Annotated in this window: 20 protein-coding genes and 1 pseudogene; 2 read left to right on the top strand and 19 right to left on the bottom strand. The window is 66.7% G+C overall.

Annotation, left to right across the window (positions count from 1 at the left end; translation table 11 throughout):
• The 14 genes from JHC79_RS15870 to rplJ form a co-directional block, all read right to left on the bottom strand.
• A partial coding sequence (locus JHC79_RS15870) for a DNA-directed RNA polymerase subunit beta (RefSeq protein WP_296392511.1) occupies positions 1–2,195 on the bottom strand: 2,195 nt, incomplete at its 3' end.
• Positions 2,196–2,553: 358 nt separating this feature from the next.
• On the bottom strand, positions 2,554–3,672 hold the full coding sequence (locus JHC79_RS15865; protein WP_296392509.1) for a hypothetical protein: 1,119 nt from the start codon (positions 3,670–3,672) through the stop codon (positions 2,554–2,556).
• A complete protein-coding gene (locus JHC79_RS15860; protein ID WP_296392506.1) occupies positions 3,672–4,403 on the bottom strand; it encodes a hypothetical protein in 732 nt (243 codons plus the stop codon). The genes JHC79_RS15865 and JHC79_RS15860 overlap by 1 nt, the downstream gene beginning before the upstream one ends.
• Positions 4,404–4,480: 77 nt before the next feature.
• A complete protein-coding gene (locus JHC79_RS15855) occupies positions 4,481–5,722 on the bottom strand; it encodes an MCE family protein (RefSeq protein ID WP_296392504.1) in 1,242 nt (413 codons plus the stop codon).
• A complete protein-coding gene (locus JHC79_RS15850) occupies positions 5,719–6,951 on the bottom strand; it encodes an MCE family protein (protein ID WP_296392513.1) in 1,233 nt (410 codons plus the stop codon). Before JHC79_RS15850 ends, JHC79_RS15855 begins: the two co-directional genes overlap by 4 nt.
• Positions 6,952–7,034: 83 nt before the next feature.
• Positions 7,035–8,318, bottom strand: a complete 1,284-nt coding sequence (locus tag JHC79_RS15845; protein ID WP_296392503.1) for an MCE family protein — start codon at positions 8,316–8,318, stop codon at positions 7,035–7,037.
• A complete protein-coding gene (locus JHC79_RS15840; protein ID WP_296392501.1) occupies positions 8,315–9,361 on the bottom strand; it encodes an MlaD family protein in 1,047 nt (348 codons plus the stop codon). Before JHC79_RS15840 ends, JHC79_RS15845 begins: the two co-directional genes overlap by 4 nt.
• Positions 9,362–9,371: 10 nt before the next feature.
• Positions 9,372–10,445, bottom strand: a complete 1,074-nt coding sequence (locus JHC79_RS15835; protein WP_296392499.1) for an MlaD family protein — start codon at positions 10,443–10,445, stop codon at positions 9,372–9,374.
• A complete protein-coding gene (locus JHC79_RS15830; RefSeq protein ID WP_296392496.1) occupies positions 10,442–11,773 on the bottom strand; it encodes an MCE family protein in 1,332 nt (443 codons plus the stop codon). The genes JHC79_RS15835 and JHC79_RS15830 overlap by 4 nt, the downstream gene beginning before the upstream one ends.
• Positions 11,774–11,776: 3 nt before the next feature.
• Complete coding sequence (locus JHC79_RS15825) at positions 11,777–12,637, bottom strand: ABC transporter permease (RefSeq protein WP_188489063.1); 861 nt, start codon at positions 12,635–12,637, stop codon at positions 11,777–11,779.
• A 12-nt stretch (positions 12,638–12,649) separates the two neighbouring features.
• Complete coding sequence (locus tag JHC79_RS15820) at positions 12,650–13,456, bottom strand: ABC transporter permease (protein ID WP_253662669.1); 807 nt, start codon at positions 13,454–13,456, stop codon at positions 12,650–12,652.
• Between the two features lie 28 nt (positions 13,457–13,484).
• Positions 13,485–14,648, bottom strand: a complete 1,164-nt coding sequence (locus JHC79_RS15815; protein ID WP_296392490.1) for an ATP-binding cassette domain-containing protein — start codon at positions 14,646–14,648, stop codon at positions 13,485–13,487.
• A 207-nt stretch (positions 14,649–14,855) separates the two neighbouring features.
• The gene (rplL, locus tag JHC79_RS15810; RefSeq protein ID WP_188489057.1) at positions 14,856–15,239 is read right to left on the bottom strand and encodes a 50S ribosomal protein L7/L12; all 384 of its coding nucleotides are present in this window, start codon (positions 15,237–15,239) and stop codon (positions 14,856–14,858) included.
• 69 nt (positions 15,240–15,308) lie between these two features.
• Positions 15,309–15,881: a 50S ribosomal protein L10 gene (gene rplJ / locus JHC79_RS15805; RefSeq protein WP_296392487.1), complete on the bottom strand. Its 573-nt coding sequence runs from the start codon at positions 15,879–15,881 to the stop codon at positions 15,309–15,311.
• Between the two features lie 548 nt (positions 15,882–16,429).
• Between rplJ and JHC79_RS15800 the strand changes: the two genes are divergently transcribed.
• Positions 16,430–18,463, top strand: coding sequence for a CocE/NonD family hydrolase (locus JHC79_RS15800; RefSeq protein WP_296392485.1), 2,034 nt, complete (start codon positions 16,430–16,432; stop codon positions 18,461–18,463).
• Between the two features lie 90 nt (positions 18,464–18,553).
• Here the strand turns inward: JHC79_RS15800 and JHC79_RS15795 are convergent, their stop codons facing one another.
• From JHC79_RS15795 to JHC79_RS15785, 3 genes are all read right to left on the bottom strand, one after another.
• Positions 18,554–19,495 (bottom strand): alpha/beta hydrolase, encoded by a 942-nt coding sequence (locus JHC79_RS15795; RefSeq protein WP_296392483.1) that lies wholly within the window; start codon positions 19,493–19,495, stop codon positions 18,554–18,556.
• A gap of 67 nt (positions 19,496–19,562) precedes the next feature.
• Positions 19,563–20,075, bottom strand: coding sequence for a TIGR04338 family metallohydrolase (locus JHC79_RS15790; protein WP_296392481.1), 513 nt, complete (start codon positions 20,073–20,075; stop codon positions 19,563–19,565).
• The gene (locus JHC79_RS15785) at positions 20,072–20,896 is read right to left on the bottom strand and encodes a DUF2786 domain-containing protein (RefSeq protein WP_296392479.1); all 825 of its coding nucleotides are present in this window, start codon (positions 20,894–20,896) and stop codon (positions 20,072–20,074) included. The genes JHC79_RS15790 and JHC79_RS15785 overlap by 4 nt, the downstream gene beginning before the upstream one ends.
• Before the next feature lie 99 nt (positions 20,897–20,995).
• Here JHC79_RS15785 and JHC79_RS15780 point away from each other — a divergent pair, with 99 nt between their 5' ends.
• The gene (locus JHC79_RS15780; RefSeq protein ID WP_296392477.1) at positions 20,996–21,661 is read left to right on the top strand and encodes an alpha/beta hydrolase; all 666 of its coding nucleotides are present in this window, start codon (positions 20,996–20,998) and stop codon (positions 21,659–21,661) included.
• Positions 21,662–21,722: 61 nt separating this feature from the next.
• Here JHC79_RS15780 and rplA read toward each other — a convergent pair whose 3' ends face one another.
• Together rplA and JHC79_RS15770 are read right to left on the bottom strand one after the other, a co-directional pair.
• Entirely contained in the window at positions 21,723–22,436 is a 714-nt protein-coding gene (gene rplA, locus JHC79_RS15775; protein WP_296392475.1) for a 50S ribosomal protein L1, read from the bottom strand.
• Positions 22,437–22,530: 94 nt separating this feature from the next.
• A pseudogene (locus JHC79_RS15770) lies at positions 22,531–22,594 on the bottom strand (50S ribosomal protein L11); the annotation flags it as partial.

Here is a 22,594-nt window from a genome sequence, read left to right as displayed (position 1 = left end):
TCCACGAGGCGCTGCGACAGGATGATCGCGTCCTCGTAGTTGTGGCCCTCCCACGGCATGATCGCCACGAGCAGGTTCTTGCCCAGGGCCATCTCACCGTCGTCGGTGCACGGGCCGTCGGCCAGGACCTGTCCGACCTCGACACGCTGTCCCTCGTCCACGATCGGACGCTGGTTGGCACACGTGCCGTGGTTCGAGCGGGCGAACTTGCGCATCCGGAACGTGTCCCGGGTGCCGTCGTCGGCCATCACGGTGATGTAGTCCGCGGAGACCTCCTCGACCACGCCGGCCTTCGCCGACAGGATCACGTCGCCCGCGTCGATGGCGGCACGCAGCTCCATGCCGGTACCGACCAGCGGGGCCTCGTTGCGCACCAGCGGCACGGCCTGACGCTGCATGTTCGCACCCATCAGGGCGCGGTTGGCGTCGTCGTGCTCGAGGAACGGGATCATGGCCGTGGCCACCGACACCATCTGGCGCGGCGAGACGTCCATGTAGTCGACGCCCGTCGGTCCGACGAACTCGACCTCGCCACCCTTCTTGCGGACGAGGATGCGCTCCTCGGTGAAACGCAGGTCGTCGTCGAGGATGGCGTTGGCCTGGGCCTTGACGTACCGGTCCTCCTCGTCGGCGGTCAGGTAGTCGACCTGGTCGGTGACCTGGCCGTCGATGACCTTGCGGTACGGGGTCTCGATGAAGCCGAACGGGTTGACCCGCGCGTACACCGACAGCGAACCGATCAGGCCGATGTTCGGGCCTTCCGGGGTCTCGATCGGGCACATGCGGCCGTAGTGGCTCGAGTGGACGTCACGGACTTCGAGGCCGGCACGCTCACGGGACAGACCACCGGGGCCCAGCGCCGACAGGCGACGCTTGTGGGTCAGACCCGACAGCGGGTTGTTCTGGTCCATGAACTGCGACAGCTGGCTGGTTCCGAAGAACTCCTTGATCGCCGCCACGACGGGACGGATGTTGATCAGGGTCTGCGGCGTGATCGCCTCGACGTCCTGGGTCGTCATCCGCTCGCGGACCACACGCTCCATGCGGGACAGGCCCACCCGGATCTGGTTCTGGATCAGCTCGCCCACGGTGCGCAGACGACGGTTGCCGAAGTGGTCGATGTCGTCGACCTCGACGGGCACCTCGACGCCGCCGGGGACGGTCATCGTCGAGGACACGTTCGTCTCCGACTCGTGTAGGCGGACGAGGTACTCGACCGTCGCGACGATGTCCTCCTCGGTCAGCACCGACGAACCCGTCATGGGGTTCGCGGCCAGACCGAGCTTCTTGTTGAACTTGTAGCGGCCGACGCGCGCGAGGTCGTAGCGCTTCTCCTTGAAGAACAGGTTCTCCAGCAGGGTCTGCGCCGACTCCTTCGTCGGGGGCTCGCCCGGACGCAGCTTGCGGTAGACCTCGAGGAGCGCCTCGTCGGTGCCCGCGGTGTTGTCCTTCTCCAGCGTCGACATCATGATCTCGGAGAAGCCGAAGCGCTCGGTGATCTGCTCGGTGCTCCAGCCCAGGGCCTTGAGGAGCACCGTGACCGACTGGCGACGCTTGCGGTCGATGCGGACACCGACGGTGTCGCGCTTGTCGATGTCGAACTCGAGCCATGCGCCACGACCCGGGATGACCTTGACGCTGTGCAGGGTCTTCTCGGTGGTCTTGTCGATGTTGGAGTCGAAGTACACACCGGGGCTGCGGACCAGCTGGCTCACGACGACACGCTCGGTGCCGTTGATGATGAAGCTGCCCTTGTCGGTCATGATCGGGAAGTCGCCCATGAAGACGGTCTGCGACTTGATCTCACCGGTGTTGTTGTTGATGAACTCGGCGGTGACGAACAGCGGCGCCGCGTACGTCATGTCCTTGTCCTTGCACTCCTCGACGGAGGCCTTGACCTCGTCGAAGCGCGGATCGGAGAACGACAGCGACATGGAGCCGGAGAAGTCCTCGATCGGGGAGAGCTCGGCGAGGATGTCGTCGAGGCCTCCGCTGGGGTTCTCTTCGCCGCGCGCAAGTGCGCGGGCGTGCCACTCCGGAGATCCGACGAGCCACTGGAACGACTCGAGCTGCACGTCGAGCAGTCCGGGTACTTCGAGAGGCTCGCTGAGCTTTGCGAACGATGCACGGCGCGGAGCGCCGGGAATGGTTGATGTGGACTGGCGGGAGACTGCCAAGATGCGTCCTTCCAACACGAAATCTTCTTGTGTGCCGACTTCTTTTGAAAACCGGCGAGCTATGTGCCAACAGGGTGGCCTTATAGGTGGGGCGCTGATCCGACTGAAGTCTTCTCAGCGATCACCACACGCAGCACACAGAAGTGGCCGAGAAGGTTAATCGTGATGTGGACAGGAGGCAGCCAGCGCAACGTCCAACTGTATCAGAAAAACTCCACCCCGTGTCAAACACGGAGGAACGGGCTCGAGGCCCTGCGCGGTGCGATCCAACCAGTGGCTGCCGGTCATCTGTCGCTGGTGACAAGCGTGCAACCAGTGGGCGGGCGAGTCAAGGGGAACGCGCACTTCGGTGTGGAGCAATTCCGAGGAGGTCGACTCAGAAGTCGGCGAAGTTGCTGACCAACCACTTGCCGCCGACCTGCTGCATCGACACCTGGTAGCGCTTGGTGCCGCTGCCGGAGGCCTGTTGGTCCTGCGTCTGGCTGAGGATCAGGTTGACCGCCAGCACCGCACTGTCGCCCTCGATGGACCGCACCCCGACCGAGTCGACGCGACAGTCCACTCCCCCGGTGGTGAGTCCGGCCTGGCCGAGCGCGTCCCGCACGGCCTTGTCGTACTCGGCGAACCGCTGCGCGGCGGTGCCGGTCACGTTCGACTGGGCGGTCTGCTGCCACTGGTCCAACTTGTCGTACTGCACGCCGAAGATCGAGCAGATGCGGGAGTTGGCCTGCGAGGTCACCTCGCTGGTCTTCGACGAGTCCACGAACGCCTCGTTCGACGACAGCGAGACCCCGGGCTTGATCGCGGCGATCACGGCCACGATCGCGAACACGACGGCGACCGCGGTGACGATGCCGACGAGCTTCCAGCCGAGCAGCGGACCACGCGGCGTCTTCTGCGACTCGCCCGCGGCCACCGGTGGCGGTGCGGTGGGACGCGTCGACTGCGGCTTGATCGTGGAGACCTTGGTCGTCGGGCGGTTCTTGCCCCGCGGGCCGTCGCCGGCCGCGGCAGGCGTCTTCTCCACGCCGGTGGTCGCCGTCGCGGCGCCGGCCGCCGACTCGGTGTCCGGCTCGGGCTCGGTGACGGGGTCGGTCGTGGCGTCCGGCCCGGTCGTGACCGGATCGGCCTGCGTCGGCGTCTCGACCACGGCTGCGGTGTCGGCGGCGGGCTCGTCGGCAGTCGGCGTCTCGGCAGCGGGCGTCTCGGCGGTCGGCGCCTCGACGGGTGCGGCATCGTCCGTCGACGCGTCGGTCGGCGGCGTCGCGGCGACTGGCGCCTCGGTGGGCTGGTCCGACTTCGGCTTGCGCGAGAAGCGGGACTTCCGCGGCGGCGTCTGCTCCGGGGCCGCCTGCTGCGGAACCGACTGCTCGGGGGTCGTCTGTTCCGGGGCCGTCTCGGATGCCGGCGGGGTCGCGGGCCGGGCCGGGGCCCGTCCGGCGACCTTCGGCGTACGACGAGGCGGGTTGGAGCGTGGGGGGCGTGGCGTGGTCATCAGTTACCCGCTCCTGTGGTCGGTGCGGCGGGCGCGGGGGCGCCACTGGCAGCGGGCGCAGGGGCGCCACTGGCAGCGGGAGCGCCGCTCGCGGCGGGTGCCCCCGCGGTGCCGTCGGCGGTGGGTGCGGCGTTGTCGATCGCGACCGAGTCCAGCGGTTGGATGTTGCTGGCCTTCCACGCCGAGCCGTCCTTGCTCACCTGCACCTGGAATCCCATGGTCTGGCTCGACGACGCCTCGTTGGGACGTGATGAGGTCACCACCAGGAAGACGAGGGTCTTGGCCGTGTTGTCGTCGGTGTTGAGTTCGACGACGGCACTGCGGGCGATCTTCGCGGTCAGCGTCGCGGCCTGGCTCGCGTCGGCGCCTGCGGCCTGCTGCAGCTGCCCGATTCCCGCGCTGCCGAGCAACTGGGTACGCGCAGTGCCCGTGATCGATGCCGACAGCCGGTCCTGGTAGGCCTTGCTGTCCTTGAGGTCGATGTTGAGCACGTTGAGCATCGCCTGCTCCGCGCCCCCGAGGGCGTCCTCGCGGGCGGTCTGCACCGGCTCCTTGTTGAATGCGTCGTCGTACCACCGGTATCCGTAGAGACCGGCGAACACGATCGCCGCGATCAGTGCCGCCACCGCCAGGGCTGCGGTGAGGGGGAGAGCCGCCGGGGCGATCCTGGCCCGCCACGTCGGTGTGGTGCCGGCGACGTTGTCCGGCCGGTTCGGTTCAGGCGTAATCATCGGAGGCCACTGTAGTCATCGAAGCTGTGGGCGCCATCACCCCGGTGAGTCCACTCACCGGGGCGAGGCGCGTCACGCTACTTCGGGAAGACGCCCAACAGGTACGACAGCTGGGTGACCAGCGGGTTGAGATCGAGCTTGTCGGGGTCCTTCTTGGGGTTGCGATCCCAGGGCTGCGGTACGTACTTGTCGGCGAACTTCGCGTTCTGGGCGCCGCGGACCGCGGTCGGATTGCCCTGGGCCACATCACAGCTGGCCTTGGTGTTGAACGGGAAGTCGTCGTAGTTCAGGTCGAAGTCCGGGTTCTTCTTCTTGATCGCCGCGATCTCGGCCTGGGTGCTCTCGTAGCCCACCGTGCACGAGGCCGGGTTGTTGGTCTCGAGAACGACACCGAAGTGGATGGTGCCGTCACCGGGCGCAGGCGTGTAGCTACCGCTCGACAGGGCCGACAGCATCGCCAGGGCGGGCGAGATCGCCTGGTAGGTCCCCTTGACGTTGCGCACGTCCTTGGCGAGGTTGCGGACCACCGTGGTGACGTCGCCACCACTACGGGTCAGCAACGCCGAGATCTGCGTGGCCGAGGCCGTGCCGGTGGTCAGCAGACGCCGGATGTCGGGATCGCTGGTCGCCAGCTGGTTGGTGATCAGACCCAGGTTCTTCGACCAGTCCAGGATCGCGTCGGACTGATCGGCCTGCGTCCCCAACACCGTGTCGGCGTTGCGGATCAGCGAGATCGTCTGCGGCAGGTTGTCGTTGCCGGTCTTCGCCAGGTTCGACAGCGAGTCCACGAGGACCTTGAGGTTCTCGCCGTTGCCGTTGAAGGCCTTGCCCAACTCGGTGACCACCGTCGTGAGGTCGTTCAACGGCACCGAGCCGGTGAAGTCGACCGCGCTGGAGATGACGTCCTGGACCGGGGTCGGGATCGACGTGTCGGAGATGACCGAGTCGTTCTTCAGGTACGGGCCACCCGCGGACGCGGGGCGCAGATCCACGAACTGCTCACCGATCGCCGACCGGTTGGCCACGACCGCCTGCGAGGACGCCGGCACCTTCGGGCCGCCGGAGTCGAGCAGCAGGTTCACCCGGACACCGTCGGGACGCAGCTCCAACGAGCCCACCCGTCCCACCGGCACGCCCTGGTAGGTGACCTCGGCGTTGGTGAAGATGCCGCCGGAATCCTTGAAGTCCGCGTGCACGGTGTACTGACCGATCCCGACGAGCTTGTCGAGACGGGCGTACGTCGCACCCACGTAGACGATCGCGACGACACCGACGATGACGAAGACGATCAACTGCCATTTGACGAGCTTCGACATCATCGGCCGGTCCCCGCGTTTCCGGAGATGCCGAGCATCGCCATCGGGCCCGTGAGCGCCGTCTGACCCTGCTTCGGTGTGGGCAGCAACGTGTACTGACCACCCGAGGGCGGGGTGTTCGGGCCCGGACGAGCGTTGAGCAGCGGCAGCAACGTGATGGTCGGGTAGCCCGCACGCGGACCGTTGCCGTTGGTGTACGGGTTACGCGGATCCAGGCGCGGCGGGGTACCCGACCCGACCGGCTGATACTTCGGCTGCGGTTGACCGACGCCGAGCGCCTCGAGCTGGTTGAGCAGACGCAGGTCCAACGTGGCGAACAGGTTGGTCGAGTCGCCACGCACGCCCGGCAGCAACGCATCCGGGAACGGGTACGTCGGCAGCAGCGGGAGTGCCGTGATGATGTCGGGCGCCGCGTTGGCGAGCGACTGCAGCGTCGGACGCAGCGCCCGCAGATCGGTGATGATCTCGGTACGGGCCCGGCCGAGGATGTCGACACCCACCTGCCCGAGACCGTCCAGCTTCTGCAGGAGGGTCACGAACTGCGGGCGCTGGTCCTCGAGGACCTTCACGCCGGCGGGCAGCTGATCCAGGATCCGGTTGATCTGCGCCGTCTGCTTCTCGGTCCGGTCCGACAGCACCGCGAGGCCGTCGATGGCCCGGGTGATGTTGGCCTTCTGGTCGTCGAGCGTCTTGATCAGCCGACCGGTCTGGTTCAGCAACGACTTGACCTGGCCGGTACGTCCGTCGAGCGCGGTGTTGAGCTCGTCGACGATCGGCTTGATCTGCGCGATGCCACCACCGTTGAGCAGCAGCGACAGCGCGCCGAGAACCTGCTCGATGTCGGTGGAGGTCTTGGTGCGCGCCATGGGGATCGCCACGTTCGACGGCTGACGCGGGGCGCCTGCGTTCGAGTTCGGGTCCACCAGGGACACGAACTTCTCACCGAGCAAGTTGGTCTGCGAGATGTCGGCCTGCGCCTTGTCGGACAGGTCGATCTTGTTCTTGACCTCGACGGTGACCTCGGCCGACCACTGGTCGGGCGCGATCGCGATGTCGGTGATGCTGCCGACCGTGACGCCGTCGACCTTCACCGCGGACTGCGGGACCAGGTCGAGGACGTCGGCGAACTGCAGCTTGTAGGTGCGCGGCTGCTCACCCGTGTCGGCCCCACCGGGCAACGGGATCGACTGGATGCTGATCCCACAGCCGGTCAGGGCGATCAACGACACCATCGACAGCGCGCCGATCGACGTCGCCGTCCGTCGCGTCAGACGCGCGGGGGCGAACCCACGCAGCCCGGAATCCAAGCGCCTCATCAGTTGCCACCACTCGTCAGTCCGGGCGACGGGGTGCCGGGACGAGTTCCCGGAACCGGACCGCGCTTCTGCTGGTTGGTACCGCTCATGATCCCGAACGGCAGGTTCAGCGTCGGGGTCGTGAGTCCCTTGTTGATCTGGTCGGTGATGTTGCCGCACTGATCGAGCAACGGACGCAGCGTCTTGCTGAACTGAGTGAACGCGGGGTCACCGGGCTTGAGCTTGCCCAGGTCGAGCAGCTTGCAGCCGGCACCTGCGAGGTTCTGCAGTTCGGGCAGGACCACGCGCAGGTCGAGCGTGCCGGACTCCGCGTTGTAGGCGTTGATCAGGTTGTTGATCGTCACCGGGAGGACGGTCAGCAGCTCTTTCTGCTGGTCGGTGGTGTCGGCGAGCGTCTTCGACGTCGGGATGAGCTCCTGGACCCGGTCGCCGAGCGCGATCCGGTTGTCCTGGACGAATCCCGCGACGTCGCCGAGCGCGATCGACAGCTTGTTCAGCGCCGCGCCGAGCTGGGTGCGCTCGCCGGCGAGGAACGAGGAGAACGAGTCGAGTTGGGTGTTGAACTGCCGCACCTGGTCGTCGTTCTCGGCCAGCGCACCGACGAACACGTCGAGGTTCTTGACCGTGTCGACGATGTTGCCGCTGGAGTCGCTCAACGTCTGCGACGCCTTGGACAGCTGCTCGATGGTCTGACCGAGCTTCTCGCCGTTGCCCTTGAGGTTGGCCGCACCGGTCGTGATGACCTGGCTCAGCGCACCGTCCTTGTTGGCACCGTCCGGACCGAGCGACTTCGACAGCTTCTGGACGCTGGAATAGAGATCGTCGATCTCCACCGGGACCATCGTCTGGTTCAGGCTCAGGGTGATGTCGTCGCCCGCCTTGGGCTGACCCTTCTGGTAGGTGGGGGTGAGCTGGATGTAGCGGTCGGCGACCACCGAGGGGGTGATCTGCACGGCGCGTACGTCCTTGGGCAGGTCGTGCCCGCCCGTGACGGTGAACTTCACGCGCACCTTGTCGCCCTGCGGGGTGACCTCGTCGACCTTGCCGACCTCGACACCCATGATGCGGATGTCGGTGCCCTTGTAGATGCCGACGCTGGACTTGAAGTAGGCCGTCACCTTGGTCTGGTTGAGCGAGGTGAACAACCACCACAACGATCCGGCGATGACGAGTGCCACCACCAGACCGACCACCAGGAAGACGATGTGACGGGGGGTGAACCAGCTGCCCGGTCCGCGGGAGTCCCGCAGATCGTGACGAGGTCCGCTTGTCGTGGTCATCATCCGGTTGCCTCCCCTCCGCCGTTGTTGAGCTGCTGGTTCTTACCCGGCGGCCGTGTCGTGTTCTGCGCCGGGAGTCCGGGCGGCAGGATGTTCGTGATCACCGAGTCGAACCAGCGACCGCTGCCGAGCACGTTCGCGTAGAGCCGGTAGAACGGTGCGAGATTGGTGATGGAGGCACGGATGTTGCTGTCCTGCTTCTGGAGTAGGTCGGTGACGCCCTTGAGGTTCTCCAGAGCCGGACCGATCTGCTTCTCGTTGTCGCGGACGATCCCGGTCAGCGTGGTCGAGAGCTGCGTGGTGCTCCGGAGCAACGTCGAGATCGACTGCTGGCGTGTGTTGAGTTCGGAGAGCAGATCACCGGCACCGGCGATCAGACGGGTGAACTCCTGATTGCGATCGGCGAGGATCTTGGAGGTCCCCTTCGTCGCCTCGAGGAGCTTGCGCACCTCCTGATCGCGACTGGCGATCGTCGTCGACAACCGCGTCAACCCGTCGAGCGAGTTGCCCAACTCCGCAGGCGTGCCGGAGAACGCCGACGACAGGGTCCGGAAACTCGTCGCCAACTGGTCGGTGTCGATGTTCTCGATGCTCGACGACGCGTCGTTGAAGGCCTCGATGACGTCGTAGGGCGAGGTGGTCTGGGTGATCACGTCCTTCGGATCGGCCAGCTTGTTGCCGCGCGGGTCGATCTGCAGGTACTTCTGCCCGAGGATCGTCTTGATCTGGATCGACGCGCTGGTCTGGTCGCCCACCCAGGTGTTGTTCACCGCGAACGACACCCGGACCTTGTTGTCGACGATCTCGACCTTCTCCACCTGTCCGACCTTGACGCCCGCGACGCGGACCTCGTTGCTCGGCTTGAGGCCGGCGGCCTCGGTGAAGTCGGCCTTGTAGATCGTGCCCGCACCCACCAACGGCAGGTTGGCGAGGAAGAACGCCGAGAGCGCGGCCATGATCAGGATCATCAGACCCATGGCGCCGATGGTGATCGGACTCCGTCGTGGTTGGTCCGGTCGTTTGTTCTGCTTCTTCGTGTCAGCCATGTCGCCCCCCTCAGCCCGGCGGATCATCGTTGGCCCAGCACCGCGTCGCGCTGTTGGTGTAGAGCACATGGTTGATATCGGGCAGCGGGATCAACGGCTGGGAGAGCAGGGTGCTCTTGCCGTTGCCCGCGGTGATGTCGAGACCGCACAGATAGAACTGGAACCACGACCCGAAGGTCGCCGCCCGCCCGATCTTGGCCGCCTTGATCGGGAGGTTGGTCAGTGTCTTCTCGACCTCTCCGCGACGTTCGTTGATCCGCTGCGACAACTGGTTGAGACCCGCGATGGATCCCTGCAGAGCCGGTCGGGTCGGGGTGAGGATCGAGTTGGTGACCGCGGTCAGGTTCGACACCGACGTGATGGCCGATCCGACGGAGTTCTTCTGAGCGGCCAGGCCGGTCACGAACTTCTCGGTGGTCGTCAACAGCGACGTCAGCTGATCGTCGTGCCGGTTGATGTTGTCCAGGACCGTCGACAGGTTGGTGATCAGCTCGCCGATCACCTTGTCCTTGTCCGCGATGGTGTTCGTCAGGTCCGCGGTGTCGCTCACCAGATCGGTGATCGTGCCGCCCTCGCCCTGGAACACCTTGATGATCTCGTCGGACAGCTTGTTGACGTCGTCGGCGGTGAGCTGCTGGAACAGCGGCCGGAAGCCGTTGAACAGATCGGTGAGGTTGACCGAGGGATGTGTGTTGGCCACCCCGATGGTCGCGCCCTTGCTCAGCGTCGCCCCGCTGTCCCCCGGACCACGCTCGAGCGACAGGTACCTCAGCCCGGTCAGGTTGCGGAACTTGATGTAGGCCTGGACGCCGTCGGGCAGCCGGTCGCGCTCGATGGAGAAGCTGACCCGCGCCTTGTCCTTCTCGTAGACCTCGACCTTGGAGACCTGACCGACGCGGACACCGGCGATCCGGACATCGTCGCCCTGGTTCAGCAGCGAGGCGTCGGTGAAGATCGCCTTGAAGTCGTTGCTGCCGCCGGCGCCCGAGTTCGCGATGGTGACGCCGAGGAGCGCGGTGAGGATCACGGTGATCACCGCGAACACGATCAGCTTGATCAGCGGCGAGTAGAAGTTGTTCTTCACTTGATCGTCACCTGCGCTCCCTGGAGTCCGGGTGCGACGAGCTGAGCGATCCAGCCGGGAACCTCATCGGGGGTCGTTCCGGCCTCGGCCGCCATGATCGCTTGCAAAGCCACCTTGTTCTTCGGGTCGTCGTAGACGCTCGGCTTGATGGTTCCCGCAGGCGTGCCGGAGTAGTCCGGAGCGGGCAGTTCCTGCACCGTGCGGGGGCCGGGGTTGCGCGACGGCGGCTGGTAGGACCCGTCGTTGAGCGATCCGCCCGGGTACTGGGGGAAGGGCCGCCCCTGCTCGTAGTGCAGCGGGTAGCACTTCGGTCCGCGGTCCTCGAGCAGTCGCGGCTCGTCCTGGTTGGGCAGGTACCGACCACGCGGGTTCGAGAACGTCAGCGTCACACGGACACCGGGGTTCTTCGTGCCCGCGCCGACGATGTTGCCGACCTCGGGGATGAGTCCCGCGAAGTTCTTGAACGTGCACCCGAAGGCGGGCGACTGCTTGGCCAACGCCGAGAGCAACGGCTCGGAGTCGATCGCCAGGGTCAGCAGATCCCGGCGGTTGGTGGTCAGGAAGTCGGTGGCCTGCACCGCGGTGTTCGTCAGCGTGGAGATCAGCGTCTTCAGGTCGCCCTGACGCTCCACCAACGTGTTGGTGGTGGTGCGCAGCGTGTCGAGTGCGTCGACGATGTCGGGCAGCGCCTCGGAGTAGGTCTCCGAGAAGCTCGCGAGACCGCGCAGCGTCCCCTGCAGCTCGGGCATGTTCTGGTTGAACTTGCTGAAGATGTTGTTCAGGTTGTCCAGGCTGGTGCCGAGCTTCTCACCGTTGCCGGTGAGCGCCTTCGACAGCGAGCCGAGCGTGACACTCAGGTCCTGCGGCGGGATGGCCTTGAGGACCGGCAACAGCTTGTCGAACAGCGTCTGCAGTTCCATCGCGTTGCCGCTGGTGTCGGTCTTGATCGTCGAACCGGCGGTCAGCTTCGCACCGTTCGCGTTCTCCGGGACCTGCAGCGCGACGTAGCGCTCACCGAACAGTGTCTTGGGGAGGATCCGCGCGGTCGTGCCCTGCGGGATCATCTTGGCCTTGTCGGGCTGGAGACCGAGTTCGACGGTGACCGCGCCGTTCTCGTCGGCGACCACCTTGTTCACCTGGCCCACGATCAGGCCGCGGACCTTGACGTCTGCCTTGTCGGGCAGGGCATTGCCCGCCGAGTCGGTCGTCAGGTTCACGTCGGTGAACGACTGGAAGCTCTGGTTGAACTTCAGGATCGTTCCACCGATGAAGAGGATGACGACCAGGAAGAACACCAGTCCGAGGAAGCGTCTACGAAGAGTAGCCATGGATCAGCCCGCCACCCTGACTGTCGTGTCGGTGCCCCAGATGGCGAGACCGAGGAAGAAATCGAGAACGGCGATGAGGACCAGCGCCGATCGGACCGCGCGACCCACGGCCACGCCGACGCCGGCCGGGCCGCCGCTGGCGTTGTAGCCGTAGTAGCAGTGCACCAGGATGATCACGAAGGCGAACACCAGCACCTTGCCGAACGACCACAACACATCTGCAGGTGGCAGGAAGAGATTGAAGTAGTGGTCGTAGGAGCCCGTCGACTGACCGTTGAACTGGGTGTTGACCACCCTGGTCGCGAGATAGGCGGCGAGCAGGCCGAGCACGTAGAGCGGGATGACCGCGATGAAGCCGGCCAGCACGCGGGTGGTGACGAGGAACGGCACCGACGGGACGGCCATGACCTCGAGCGCGTCGATCTCCTCGGAGATCCGCATGGCGCCGAGCTGGGCGGTGAAGCCACAGCCGACGGTTGCCGACAGTGCGAGGCCGGCGACGAGCGGCGCGACCTCACGGGTGTTGACGTAGGCCGAGAGGAAGCCGGTCAGTGCCTGCGAGCCGATCTGGTCGAGGGCCGCGTAGCCCTGCAGACCGACGACGACACCGGTGAAACCGGTCAGCAGGACCATGACGCCGATCGTGCCGCCGATGACGGCGAGACCACCGGCACCGAAGGCGACCTCGGCGAGCAGCCGCAGCAGCTCCTTGGGGTAGTGCTTGATCGTCCGGGGCGCCCACCCGACGGCGCGTCCGTAGAACGACATCTGGTCGCCGGCGCCGTCGAGCACCTGCAGCGGTGCCTGTGCGACCTTCTTGAGCCGATAGTTGAGCTCGTCGGCCCTGCTCTTTGCGATGGTCATCGATTCACTCCCCTACGAACCCTTGGCGGGGACGATCTGCAAGTACACGGCCGTGATGATCAGGTTGGCGAAGAACAGCAGCAGGAAGGTGATGACCACGCTCTGGTTGACCGCCTCGCCCACACCCTTGGGTCCGCCCTTGGGGGACAGTCCCTTGAAGGAGGCGATGACGCCGGCGATCGCGCCGAACACGATGGCCTTCAGGGTCGCGACGTAGAGGTCGGGCAGCTGCGCCAGGGCGCTGAACGATGCGAGATACGCACCGGGCGTGCCGTTCTGGACGACCACGTTGAAGAAGTAACCACCGCCGATGCCGACGACGCAGACGAGGCCGTTGAGCAGCGCCGCGACCAGGATCATCGCGAGGACACGGGGGACGACGAGCCGCTGGATCGGGTTGATGCCCAGCACGCGCATCGCGTCGATCTCCTCGCGGATCGTCCGGGAGCCGATGTCGGCCGCCACGGCCGATCCGGCCGCACCCGCGATCAGCAGGGACGTCACCAGGGGCGCGCCCTGCTGGACCACCACCAGGACGCTGGCGGCGCCGGTGAACGACTCCGCGCCGAGCTGCTTGATCAGCGATCCGGTCTGCAGCGACACGATGGCGCCGAACGGGATCGCGACCAGTGCGGTCGGAAGGATCGTGACGCTGGCGATGAACCACGCCTGCTGGATGAACTCTCGGAGCTGGAACGGGCGCACGACACTCTGGCGAGCGACATCCACGAAGAGCTGGACGATGTTGCCCGTCTGCGTGAGTGCAGATGTTCCGGCCTGAGTCACCCGATCGACGCCACGTGTGGTGGCTCCGCTCATTTAGTGGCCTCCACGGCAGTGATGATCATCAGGAGTTACCGGCGGGGTTGCCGCCGGCTCGGTAGGCGGGGAACTGCTCGGTGTTGTCGTTGGACCCGGCGTACTGCTTCTCGGTGTTGACGCCACCGTTGTTGCCGTTGCCGCCACCGTTGTTGCCGTTCTTGTTGTTCTGGCGGTCCATGCCCTCGGCGTTCGCGCGACGGATGTCGTCTTCCTGCGACTGGGATTCCCGGATCGCCTGCTGGGCGTTCTCGGGCAGCTCGTGCAGCATCTCCTCGACGCGCTCGCGGTGCCGCGCCGACGCCTTGCGCTCGGGCATACCCGGATTGGGCTGCACCTGCGGGATGATCTCGGAGAAGTCGTCCTTCGTGCCGCCACCACCGATACCGGCGTCCTCGAGTTCCTTCTCCTGCGCGGCGGTCGCGTCGTCCTTCTCCTCGGACATACCGATCGGACCGAAACGGTCACCGGAGAGGAACTGCTTGACCGCGGGCTCCTCGGAGGTCAGCAGGACCTCACGAGGACCGAACATGACCAGCTCCTTGCGGAACAGCATGCCGATGTTGTCCGGGATGGTCCGGGCGATGTTGATGTTGTGCGTCACGATCAGGATCGTCGCGTCGATCTGCGCGTTGATGTCGATCAACAGCTGCGAGATGTAGGCGGTACGCACCGGGTCCAGACCCGAGTCGGGCTCGTCGCACAGGATGATCTGCGGGTCGAGGACCAGCGCGCGGGCCAGACCGGCGCGCTTGCGCATACCACCGGAGATCTCACCGGGCAGCTTGTCACCGGCGTCGGCCAGACCCACCAGGTCCAACTTCTCCATCACGATCGAGCGCACATCGGACTCGGACTTCTTGGTGTGCTCGCGCAGCGGGAAGGCCGTGTTGTCGAACAGGCTCATCGAGCCGAACAGCGCACCGTCCTGGAACAGCACACCGAACAGCTTGCGGATCTCGTAGAGCTCTTTCGACGAGCACTTGGTGATGTCGGTGCCGTCGACGATCACCGAACCCTGCTCCGGGTGCAGCAGCCCGATCAGGGCCTTGAGGAACACCGACTTGCCGGTACCCGAGGGCCCCAGCAGAGCCGAGACCTCGCCCTCCGGGAGCGTGAGAGTGACATCCCGCCAGATGTTCTGAGAACCGAAGGACTTCGTAAGTCCCTCGACACTGACCTCAACACCCACGTTTGACTCCTCTAGATGACCCGCCCCGGCTTGTGGTTCGAGTCACTCTAACCCACGGTTCGCCATCGACGAACATCAACTCCACATTTCTTAGATTCGCATAAAAAAAGGTCCTGGACCTGGACATATAACAAGGACCACCCCGCGTGCGGGGTGGTCCTTGCGGTGAACCTACCGAAAAGTAGGTTAACGATCCAACGGTGCGTCTTACTTGACGGACACCTTGGCGCCGGCCTCTTCGAGCTTGGCCTTGGCCGCCTCGGCAGCGTCCTTGTCGATCTTCTCGAGGATCGCCTTGGGGGCGCTCTCGACGAGATCCTTGGCCTCCTTGAGGCCCAGTCCGGAGACGACCTCGCGGACGACCTTGATCACCTGGATCTTCTTGTCGCCGGCGCTCTCGAGGACGACGTCGAACTCGTCCTGCTCGACAGCGGCCTCGGCGGCAGCCGGGGCGCCTGCGGCGGCAACGGCGACCGGGGCGGCCGCGGTGACCTCGAAGACCTCTTCGAACTTCTTCACGAAATCGCTGAGCTCCAGCAGGGTCAGTTCCTTGAACTGATCGATGAGCTCGTCAGCACTGAGCTTCGCCATGGTGGCGTCCTTCCTGTTGTCCCCCGGATCGGGGGAATGTTCCTGGGGTGGTGATGGGCGCGGGTGCGCTTATTCGGCAGCCTCGGTCGGTGCGTCGGCTGCGGTGTCCGCTGCCTCGGCGCCGCCCTCGGCGGACTTCTTCTCCTGCAGGGCCGCGGCGAGACGCGCGACCTGCGATGCGGGCTGGTTGAACAGACCCGCGGCCTTTGCCAAGTTGCCCTTCATGGCACCGGCGAGCTTGGACAGCAGGATCTCTCGGGTCTCAAGGTCGGCGATCTGCTCGATCTCGGCCACGGACAGCGCGCGGCCGTCCATGTATCCGCCCTTGATGATGAGAGCCTTGTTGTCCTTGGCGAAGGTCTTGATCGCCTTCGCAGCCTCGACCGGCTCGCCCTCGATGAAGGCGATCGCGGTCGGACCGACGAACAGCTCGTCGAGTCCAGCAACGCCAGCATCAGCTGCGGCGCGCTTGACCAGGGTGTTCTTGGCGACGGAGTAGGTTGCGCCCTCGCCGAGTGAACGACGCAGGTCAGAGAGCTGCTTGACGGACAGACCACGGTATTCCGTGATGACGGTTGCCGTGGAGCCCTTGAACTGCTCGGAGATCTCCGCGACTGCGGCGACCTTGTCGGACTTGGCCATACTTCGCCTCCTCTCATGTCGATTCGGGTTGGTCGAGACGACCCCACCGACGACGAACGCCCCGGGCACAGGGCCACGGGGCGCAGAGGGCGAACGCTCGCAGCGCGAGCAGTCACGGACTTTCACCACGTTCACCCTGCGTGGGTCGCCGGCATCGGCCGGACCTTCGAACATCCACCTGGGGCGGACGTCGACCAACGGTCTGTGGTTGAACTGAGGAACCCGATCGACTCACGTCGGCGGGTACCGAGGTCCCAGAGTAGCCGCAGCCTCGTGTCCTGGACAAATCCACGACGCCCGGTGGACACAAAGCCGTACAGACGTACCTTTTATGTAGATTTGATAACAACCATCCGGACTCCGATCGCGCTCTGATCACAAAGTCCCCAGCCCCCGTGTCGGACCTCAATAGGCTGGGTTACATTCGCTGGAGAACATCGGTCGTGATGTGCACCACACACACTTCCGGTCCACGATGACGTGGTCACCAGGGCTGATCCACACCACATGCCCCTGGCACTCGTCACGCAACAGCGAGGCAGACGGCGATGACGGTTCCAGCTGATCCTGACGAGTCCGTACCAGGGGGTACCGCGCCCGACGGGTTCGGTGAGCGGCGCCCGCGACCCACTCCCCTCCCGACCCTGCCCCTCGGTGACCCCACCGGCGGCGCGGACGCGATCCGCTGGCGCCAACTCGTCGACGGCCCGCTGCAGTATCCGCACGTGTCCATCGACCGTGATGTCGAGATCACCATGTCCGACGGTGTCCGCCTGCGCGCGACCGTGATCCGCCCGGCCGACGCGACCCGGCGCGCGGTGTCCACGCGCTACCCCACGATCGTCAACATCAACCCCTACAACAGGGCGTTGCTCGACCTGCTGGACCAGTCCGTCCACGCGCCGTTGATCGGCCGGGCGATGTCGGGTCTCGCGGGCAAGGTCGACCTGAGCGGGACGGCCCTGAGTGGTGTCACCGACCTGACCCGGACGCTCTCCGGTGGCGTGTTCGACGTGTTCGGGATCAACCGGAACCTCGTGCGCAGCGGATACACGCAGGTCATCGTCGACGTCCGCGGCACCGGGGCGTCGCACGGGAAGTGGCAGATCCTGGGGGCACGGGAACAGAAGGACTCCGTGGAGATCCTCGCCTGGGTCGCCCGTCAGGCGTGGTCGAACGGTCGACTCGGTCTGGCCGGCTGGTCGTACTCGGCCATCAACTCCCTGCAGGCCGCCGACAAGCGCCCAGCCGGACTCGAGGCCGTGTTCGCCGTGGAGGGGTGCGAGGACATCGTCCGCGACATCTACATCACCGGCGGTCTGCCCTCGGCCTTCATTCCGCTCTGGCTCTCGATCGTCAACGTCCTCAAGTGGATCCCGAACCCGGCGACCGCCGCCCGCGATCTGCGCCGCGGCACCAGCCTGCGTTGGCTGGCCAACCGCGTCGCGTCGCCCGCCACCGAGGTCGGTTCTCTGGCCTGGGGATTCCTCACCGGCCGCGACGACCGCGTCTACGACGACCCCTACTTCGACGAGCGCGATCCGGACGTCTCGAAGATCGACGTCCCCACCTTCCTGTTCGGTGGGTGGCACGACCTGTTCGGGCGCAGCGCGACGTCGATCTACTCCCACCTGCAGATGCAGCCCGGGCGCAAGCAGTTGGTCGTGTCCGACGGATACCACCTCGACGCCGGGTCGGGATTCGGCAGCGCGGCACACCCGCCGCGGGTCGACGTCCTCGAGCGCGCGTGGTTCGACAAGTGGCTCAAGGGAATCGACAACGGCGTCGACAACTACGGTCCGGTCACCCTCGAGCAGCAGGGCGGTTCCTGGACCGCGGGTGACAGCTTCCCCCGCGCCGGCGCGTCGGTCCGACGGCTGTTCCTGTCCGACTCCCCCTCGGGTACGGCGGCGCACTCGGCCTTCGACGGCTCGCTGGGGTCGAGCCGGTCGCCCTCGAAGGCATCACTCCCGGTCCGCCCGGACATGCGCGGGTTGCGGTCGCGGGACATGACCCAGGTAACCGCCGGGATCACGATGGTCCTGGGCAAGGACTTCGGTCGCGACGCCCGCTACCAGGAGGCCGGCGGTCTGACGTTCTCCTCCGCGCCGGTCACCGAACGGACCCAGATCAGCGGCGCGCTCAACCTGCGCCTGTTCGTCTCCACCTCGGGCCAGGAGGGCATCTGGGCGGTGACCGTCAACGACGTGGCACCGGACGGCACGTCGACGGTGCTCACCAACGGTGCTCTGACCGTGTCGAACCGGGCCATCGACCCGTCGTTGTCGGAGTACGCCGAGGACGGCAGTCTGCTCGTCGCGCACCACTACCTCAGTCACAAGCGCAAGCTGCCGGTCCCGGCAGGCGTCCCGCTGCCGATCGACGTGGATCTCGTGCCCACCGACGCGGTGCTCGACATCGGCCACCGCCTGCGCGTCGACATCTACGCGGGCAGCGTGCCGCGGTACCTGACGGTCGTTCCCGACCTGATCCGTGCGCATGGCCGCCGACAGGACCTCGTCCTCGACCCACATCACCCCAGCTACCTGTCGTTCCGCGCGATCGGCGATCCCGACTGGTGACCACCCGTCCACCGGGCGGATGCGGACGTCGAGTGGGCGGCTGCGGACGTCGACTGGGCGGTTACGGACGTCGAGTGGGCGGCTGCGGACCTAGACCGGGCGCTCGACGCAGCGGGTCGCGAAGTCGATGATCTCCGCGGCGACCTCGTCGCGGATCTCGGGCTCGTTGTGGACCTCGTGGCGGAACCCGGTGTAGACGCGGGTGCGGACATCGTCGTGCCCGGTGCGGACGAGCTGATTGGCCACGCGGTAGGCACCCTCACCGAAGCCGGTGACCGGATCGGCATCGCCGGCCAGGATCAGAACCGGCAGGTCCGCGCGGACCGACGGGTACCACTCGTCGGAGTTGGCCGCATCGTAGAGGTCGACGAAACCGGCGAGGAACCGCACCGACATCGGCGCCCCGAAGTTGTTCAGTGGATCGACGGCATGGTCGCGGACCACGTCGGGATCGCGAGCCACCCAGGCCGTGGGGCCGGATCCGGGTTCGTAGCGGGAGATGAACCCGTCGAACATCGACGCCACGTAGACCTGGGCCGCCGGCGCCTCGGTGTCGGCCTCGGCTGCGAGCGCCTGCCGGTCGAGGAGGTTCTCGATCCCGTGGATGCCGGCCGCGATGCCGCACATGATCAGCCCGTCGACTCCGTCGCTGTCACCGCTGACGAGGCCGCGCGCGATCATCGACCCCCACGAGTGGCCGAAGATCACGTACGGCAGGTCCGGGTGTAGCTCGCGGGTGATCGATCGCAGGGTGCGCTCGTCGTCGACGACGACGCGATCGGCGTGCTCGCCGGCGTCGGCCCAGATGCCGGAGGTCATCGCGGTCTTGCCGTGACCGGCGTGATCGTCGGCCGCGACCACGAACCCCGCATCGAGCAGCGCGGTGATCAGCGGGAGGTAGCGCCGCGAGTGCTCGCCGAGCCCGTGGATCAGTTGGATGATGCCCCGCGCCGGGCGCACCGGCTCGTAGATCCAGCCGTAGACGGTGTCGCGCTGGTTGCTCGACGTGAACTCGACCTCGCGAAGTGACATCTCGGCTCCTCCAGCGCATGCATCCGGTGACGTCGTCACGCTAACAGCGCACGCCGTCCGCCCACGGTCAGCGCACCGCGATCCCGCTGTCGGTGAGGATCACGCGGTAGACGAACCCGGCCTCCGGCCCGAGCACGTCGGTGACCAACTCGATCAGGGTCGACGCGAACCGCGCACCGTGCGCCGGGTGCCCCGGCTCCATCAGGTGGTGGGCCAGTTCGTGCAGCACCACCAGTTCGCGCAGCGCCCACCGTCCGTCGGCCATCTCCGGCAGGGCGATGGTGGGCGCGACGGCCGGATCCGTGGGTGATTCGTAGTGGGCGCTGCGGTGACCTCGACGTGAGCGCACCTCGACATCGATCGTCGCGCGCGGGAAGCGCCGACGGACCGAGTCCCGGGAGAGCACCTGCGTGACATAGCGACGGGCCGATTCCACCGAACCGAAACGTGCCTCGGGCGGCAGGGTCAGGTGCGCCCCCGCGATCTCGACCGTCGGCCCCGGCGCCGCGAACAGGTTGTGCACGGCCGACTCCGCCTCGTAGAACAGGGCGCGCTGGGTGTCGCGCGGAGGACCGGTCATCGTCGGTCCAACGCCCCCCGGGTGCCGTCGAGTTCCTCGGGTGCCCCGATCCGCGCGCTACGTCCGGCCCGGTCGCCGGCCCGGCGCGCCGCCTCCGAGTACCCCGCCGACGCACTCGACCCACGCCAGGTCCCCCGCGCCGTCGACTCCTCGCGATGGAAGTCGACCACGGCTATCTCCTTGTCGCGCAACGCCACCTGCGTCGAGCCGCTCGGACGGTCGGCGGATTCGCGAACCGCGTCGGCGCGCGCCTCGTCCCTGGCCTCGGTCAGTCGCAGCCCGATCCGCTCGGCGAACGCCGACTGGAAGTTGAGCCGTGCGGTGATCGGCGACAACGGCGTGTGTTCGACGACGCGACGTGTCCGCCACCGCGACCGGTCGGTGACCACCTTGGCCGCCGTCTCGGACTTGTAGACCCCCGACTTCAGGTAGGCGTCGCTCGCGGCGACCATCTGCACGACCAGCGAGCTGTAGAGCGCCTCGGTGCTGTCGATGTCGCCCGAGAAGCCATACGCGAGAACGAAGGTGGAGTTGCTCGCCACGTCGACCTTGATGTCGTTGGCGTGGGCGATGGCCACGAACAACGCCACGTAGGTCCGCAGACCCCGTTTGCCGGCGGTACCGATCGCGATCTGCCGCGCCACCGGCGCCGTCCGCGCCGCCGCCGGATCGTGCGCGCGCGCCACGGCGAGATCGATCGAGGCCGACGTCGCCAACCGCTGCGCCGCCTGCATGAAGGTCTGCGCCTCGTGCTCGTTGTCGGTGCCCTCGGCCTGGCGCAGGAGGCCGGCGATCCGGGTCAGGAGCTTGTCGTCGCGCATGAGGATAAGACTACTGAGAGCGCCGGACGGTTCCACGGTTCACGTGCCAGGATGAAACGGACACCTCGTGGCCCCATCATCCGATCGGAGCGTGACCCGATGGCGACATTCCTGCTGGTCCCCGGAGGCGGTTCCGATCCGTCCTACTGGCGGATCCTGGTGTCGGAGTTGGCCGATCGCTCTCACCGAGGGATTCCCATCGACCTCCCGTGCGAGGACGACGACGCCGACCTGACCGCCTACGCCGCCGCGGTCGCCGCCCAGACGCCCGCCGACGCCGACCGGCCGATCGTCGTCGCGCACTCCTTCGGCGGCTTCACCGCTCCCCTCGCGTGTCCCCTGGTCGACGCGTCGATGCTGGTCTTCGCCTCGGCGATGATCCCGCGCCCCGGCGAGCGACCCGAACAGTGGTGGGCCGCCACCGGCACGGCGCAGGCCCAGCGCGAGGCCGCGGCGTCGCAGGCCTACGACCCCGACGACTTCGACGCGCTGTTCTACAACGGGGTCGCGCCGGATGTGGTCGCCGAGCAGATCGAACGACGACAGTCCGACACCCCCGCGACGCAGATCTGGCCCGGGTCGGCGTTGCCGGACGTCGACACCCGATTCGTGCTGTTCCGCGACGACCGGTTCTTCCCCGAGTCGTTCATGCGTCGCGTCGTCGCCGACCGCCTCGGGGTCGAACCAGACGTCATCGGTGGCGGTCACATGGCGATGCTGTCGCACGCGGGCGAGTTCGCCGATCACCTCGACGGACTCACCTGAAGACGGCAACAGCCGCGACGCTCGGGGCGTCGCGGCTGCTGCTCGTCAGGAGTTCAGAAGCTCAGGCTTCGTCTTCGGTGTAGTTCCGGTTGCGCGCCGGGTCGACCGGGATACCCGGGCCCGACGTGGTCGAGACGGTGACCTTGCGCAGGTAGCGACCCTTCGAGGCCGACGGCTTGGCGCGCAGGACCTCGTCGAGCGCGGCGCCGTAGTTCTCGGCGAGCTGCTTCTGGTCGAACGACGCCTTGCCGATCACCAGGTGCAGGTTCGACGCCTTGTCGACGCGGAAGTTGATCTTTCCGCCCTTGATCTCGTTGACGGCCTTGGTGACGTCGGGCGTCACGGTGCCGGTCTTCGGGTTGGGCATCAGACCACGCGGGCCCAGGACGCGTGCGATGCGTCCGACCTTGGCCATCTGATCCGGGGTGGCGATGGCGGCGTCGAAGTCGAGCCACCCGCCCTGGATCTTCTCGATCAGGTCCTCGGCGCCCACCTCGTCGGCGCCGGCGGCGGTGGCCTCGGCGGCCTTGTCACCGACGGCGAACACGATGACGCGGGCGGTCTTACCGGTGCCGTGCGGCAGGTTGACGGTGCCGCGGACCATCTGGTCGGCCTTGCGGGGGTCGACGCCGAGACGGATGGCGACCTCGACGGTCGGGTCGTACTTGGTCGACGCCGTCTCCTTGGCCAACGCTGCAGCCTCCAGCGGGCTGTACAGGTTGTCCTTGTCGATCTTCTCGGCGGCGGCCTGGTAGGCCTTGCTCTTCTTGCTCATATGGTGCTTCTTTCCTTCTCCGCAGCGGTTGCGGATTGGTGGTGTGCGGACCGAAGCCGGTCCTCCCACGCTTTCGATTGTCTGGTGTGACGACTCAGCCGTCGACCGTGATGCCCATCGACCGAGCGGTGCCGGCGATGATCTTCGCGGCCTGCTCG

This window comes from Williamsia sp., from assembly GCF_016462415.1.
Lineage (GTDB): Bacteria > Actinomycetota > Actinomycetes > Mycobacteriales > Mycobacteriaceae > Williamsia_A.
The sequence above is the reverse complement of the archived record's forward strand: the minus strand, read 5'-3'. Positions and strand labels throughout refer to the sequence as shown.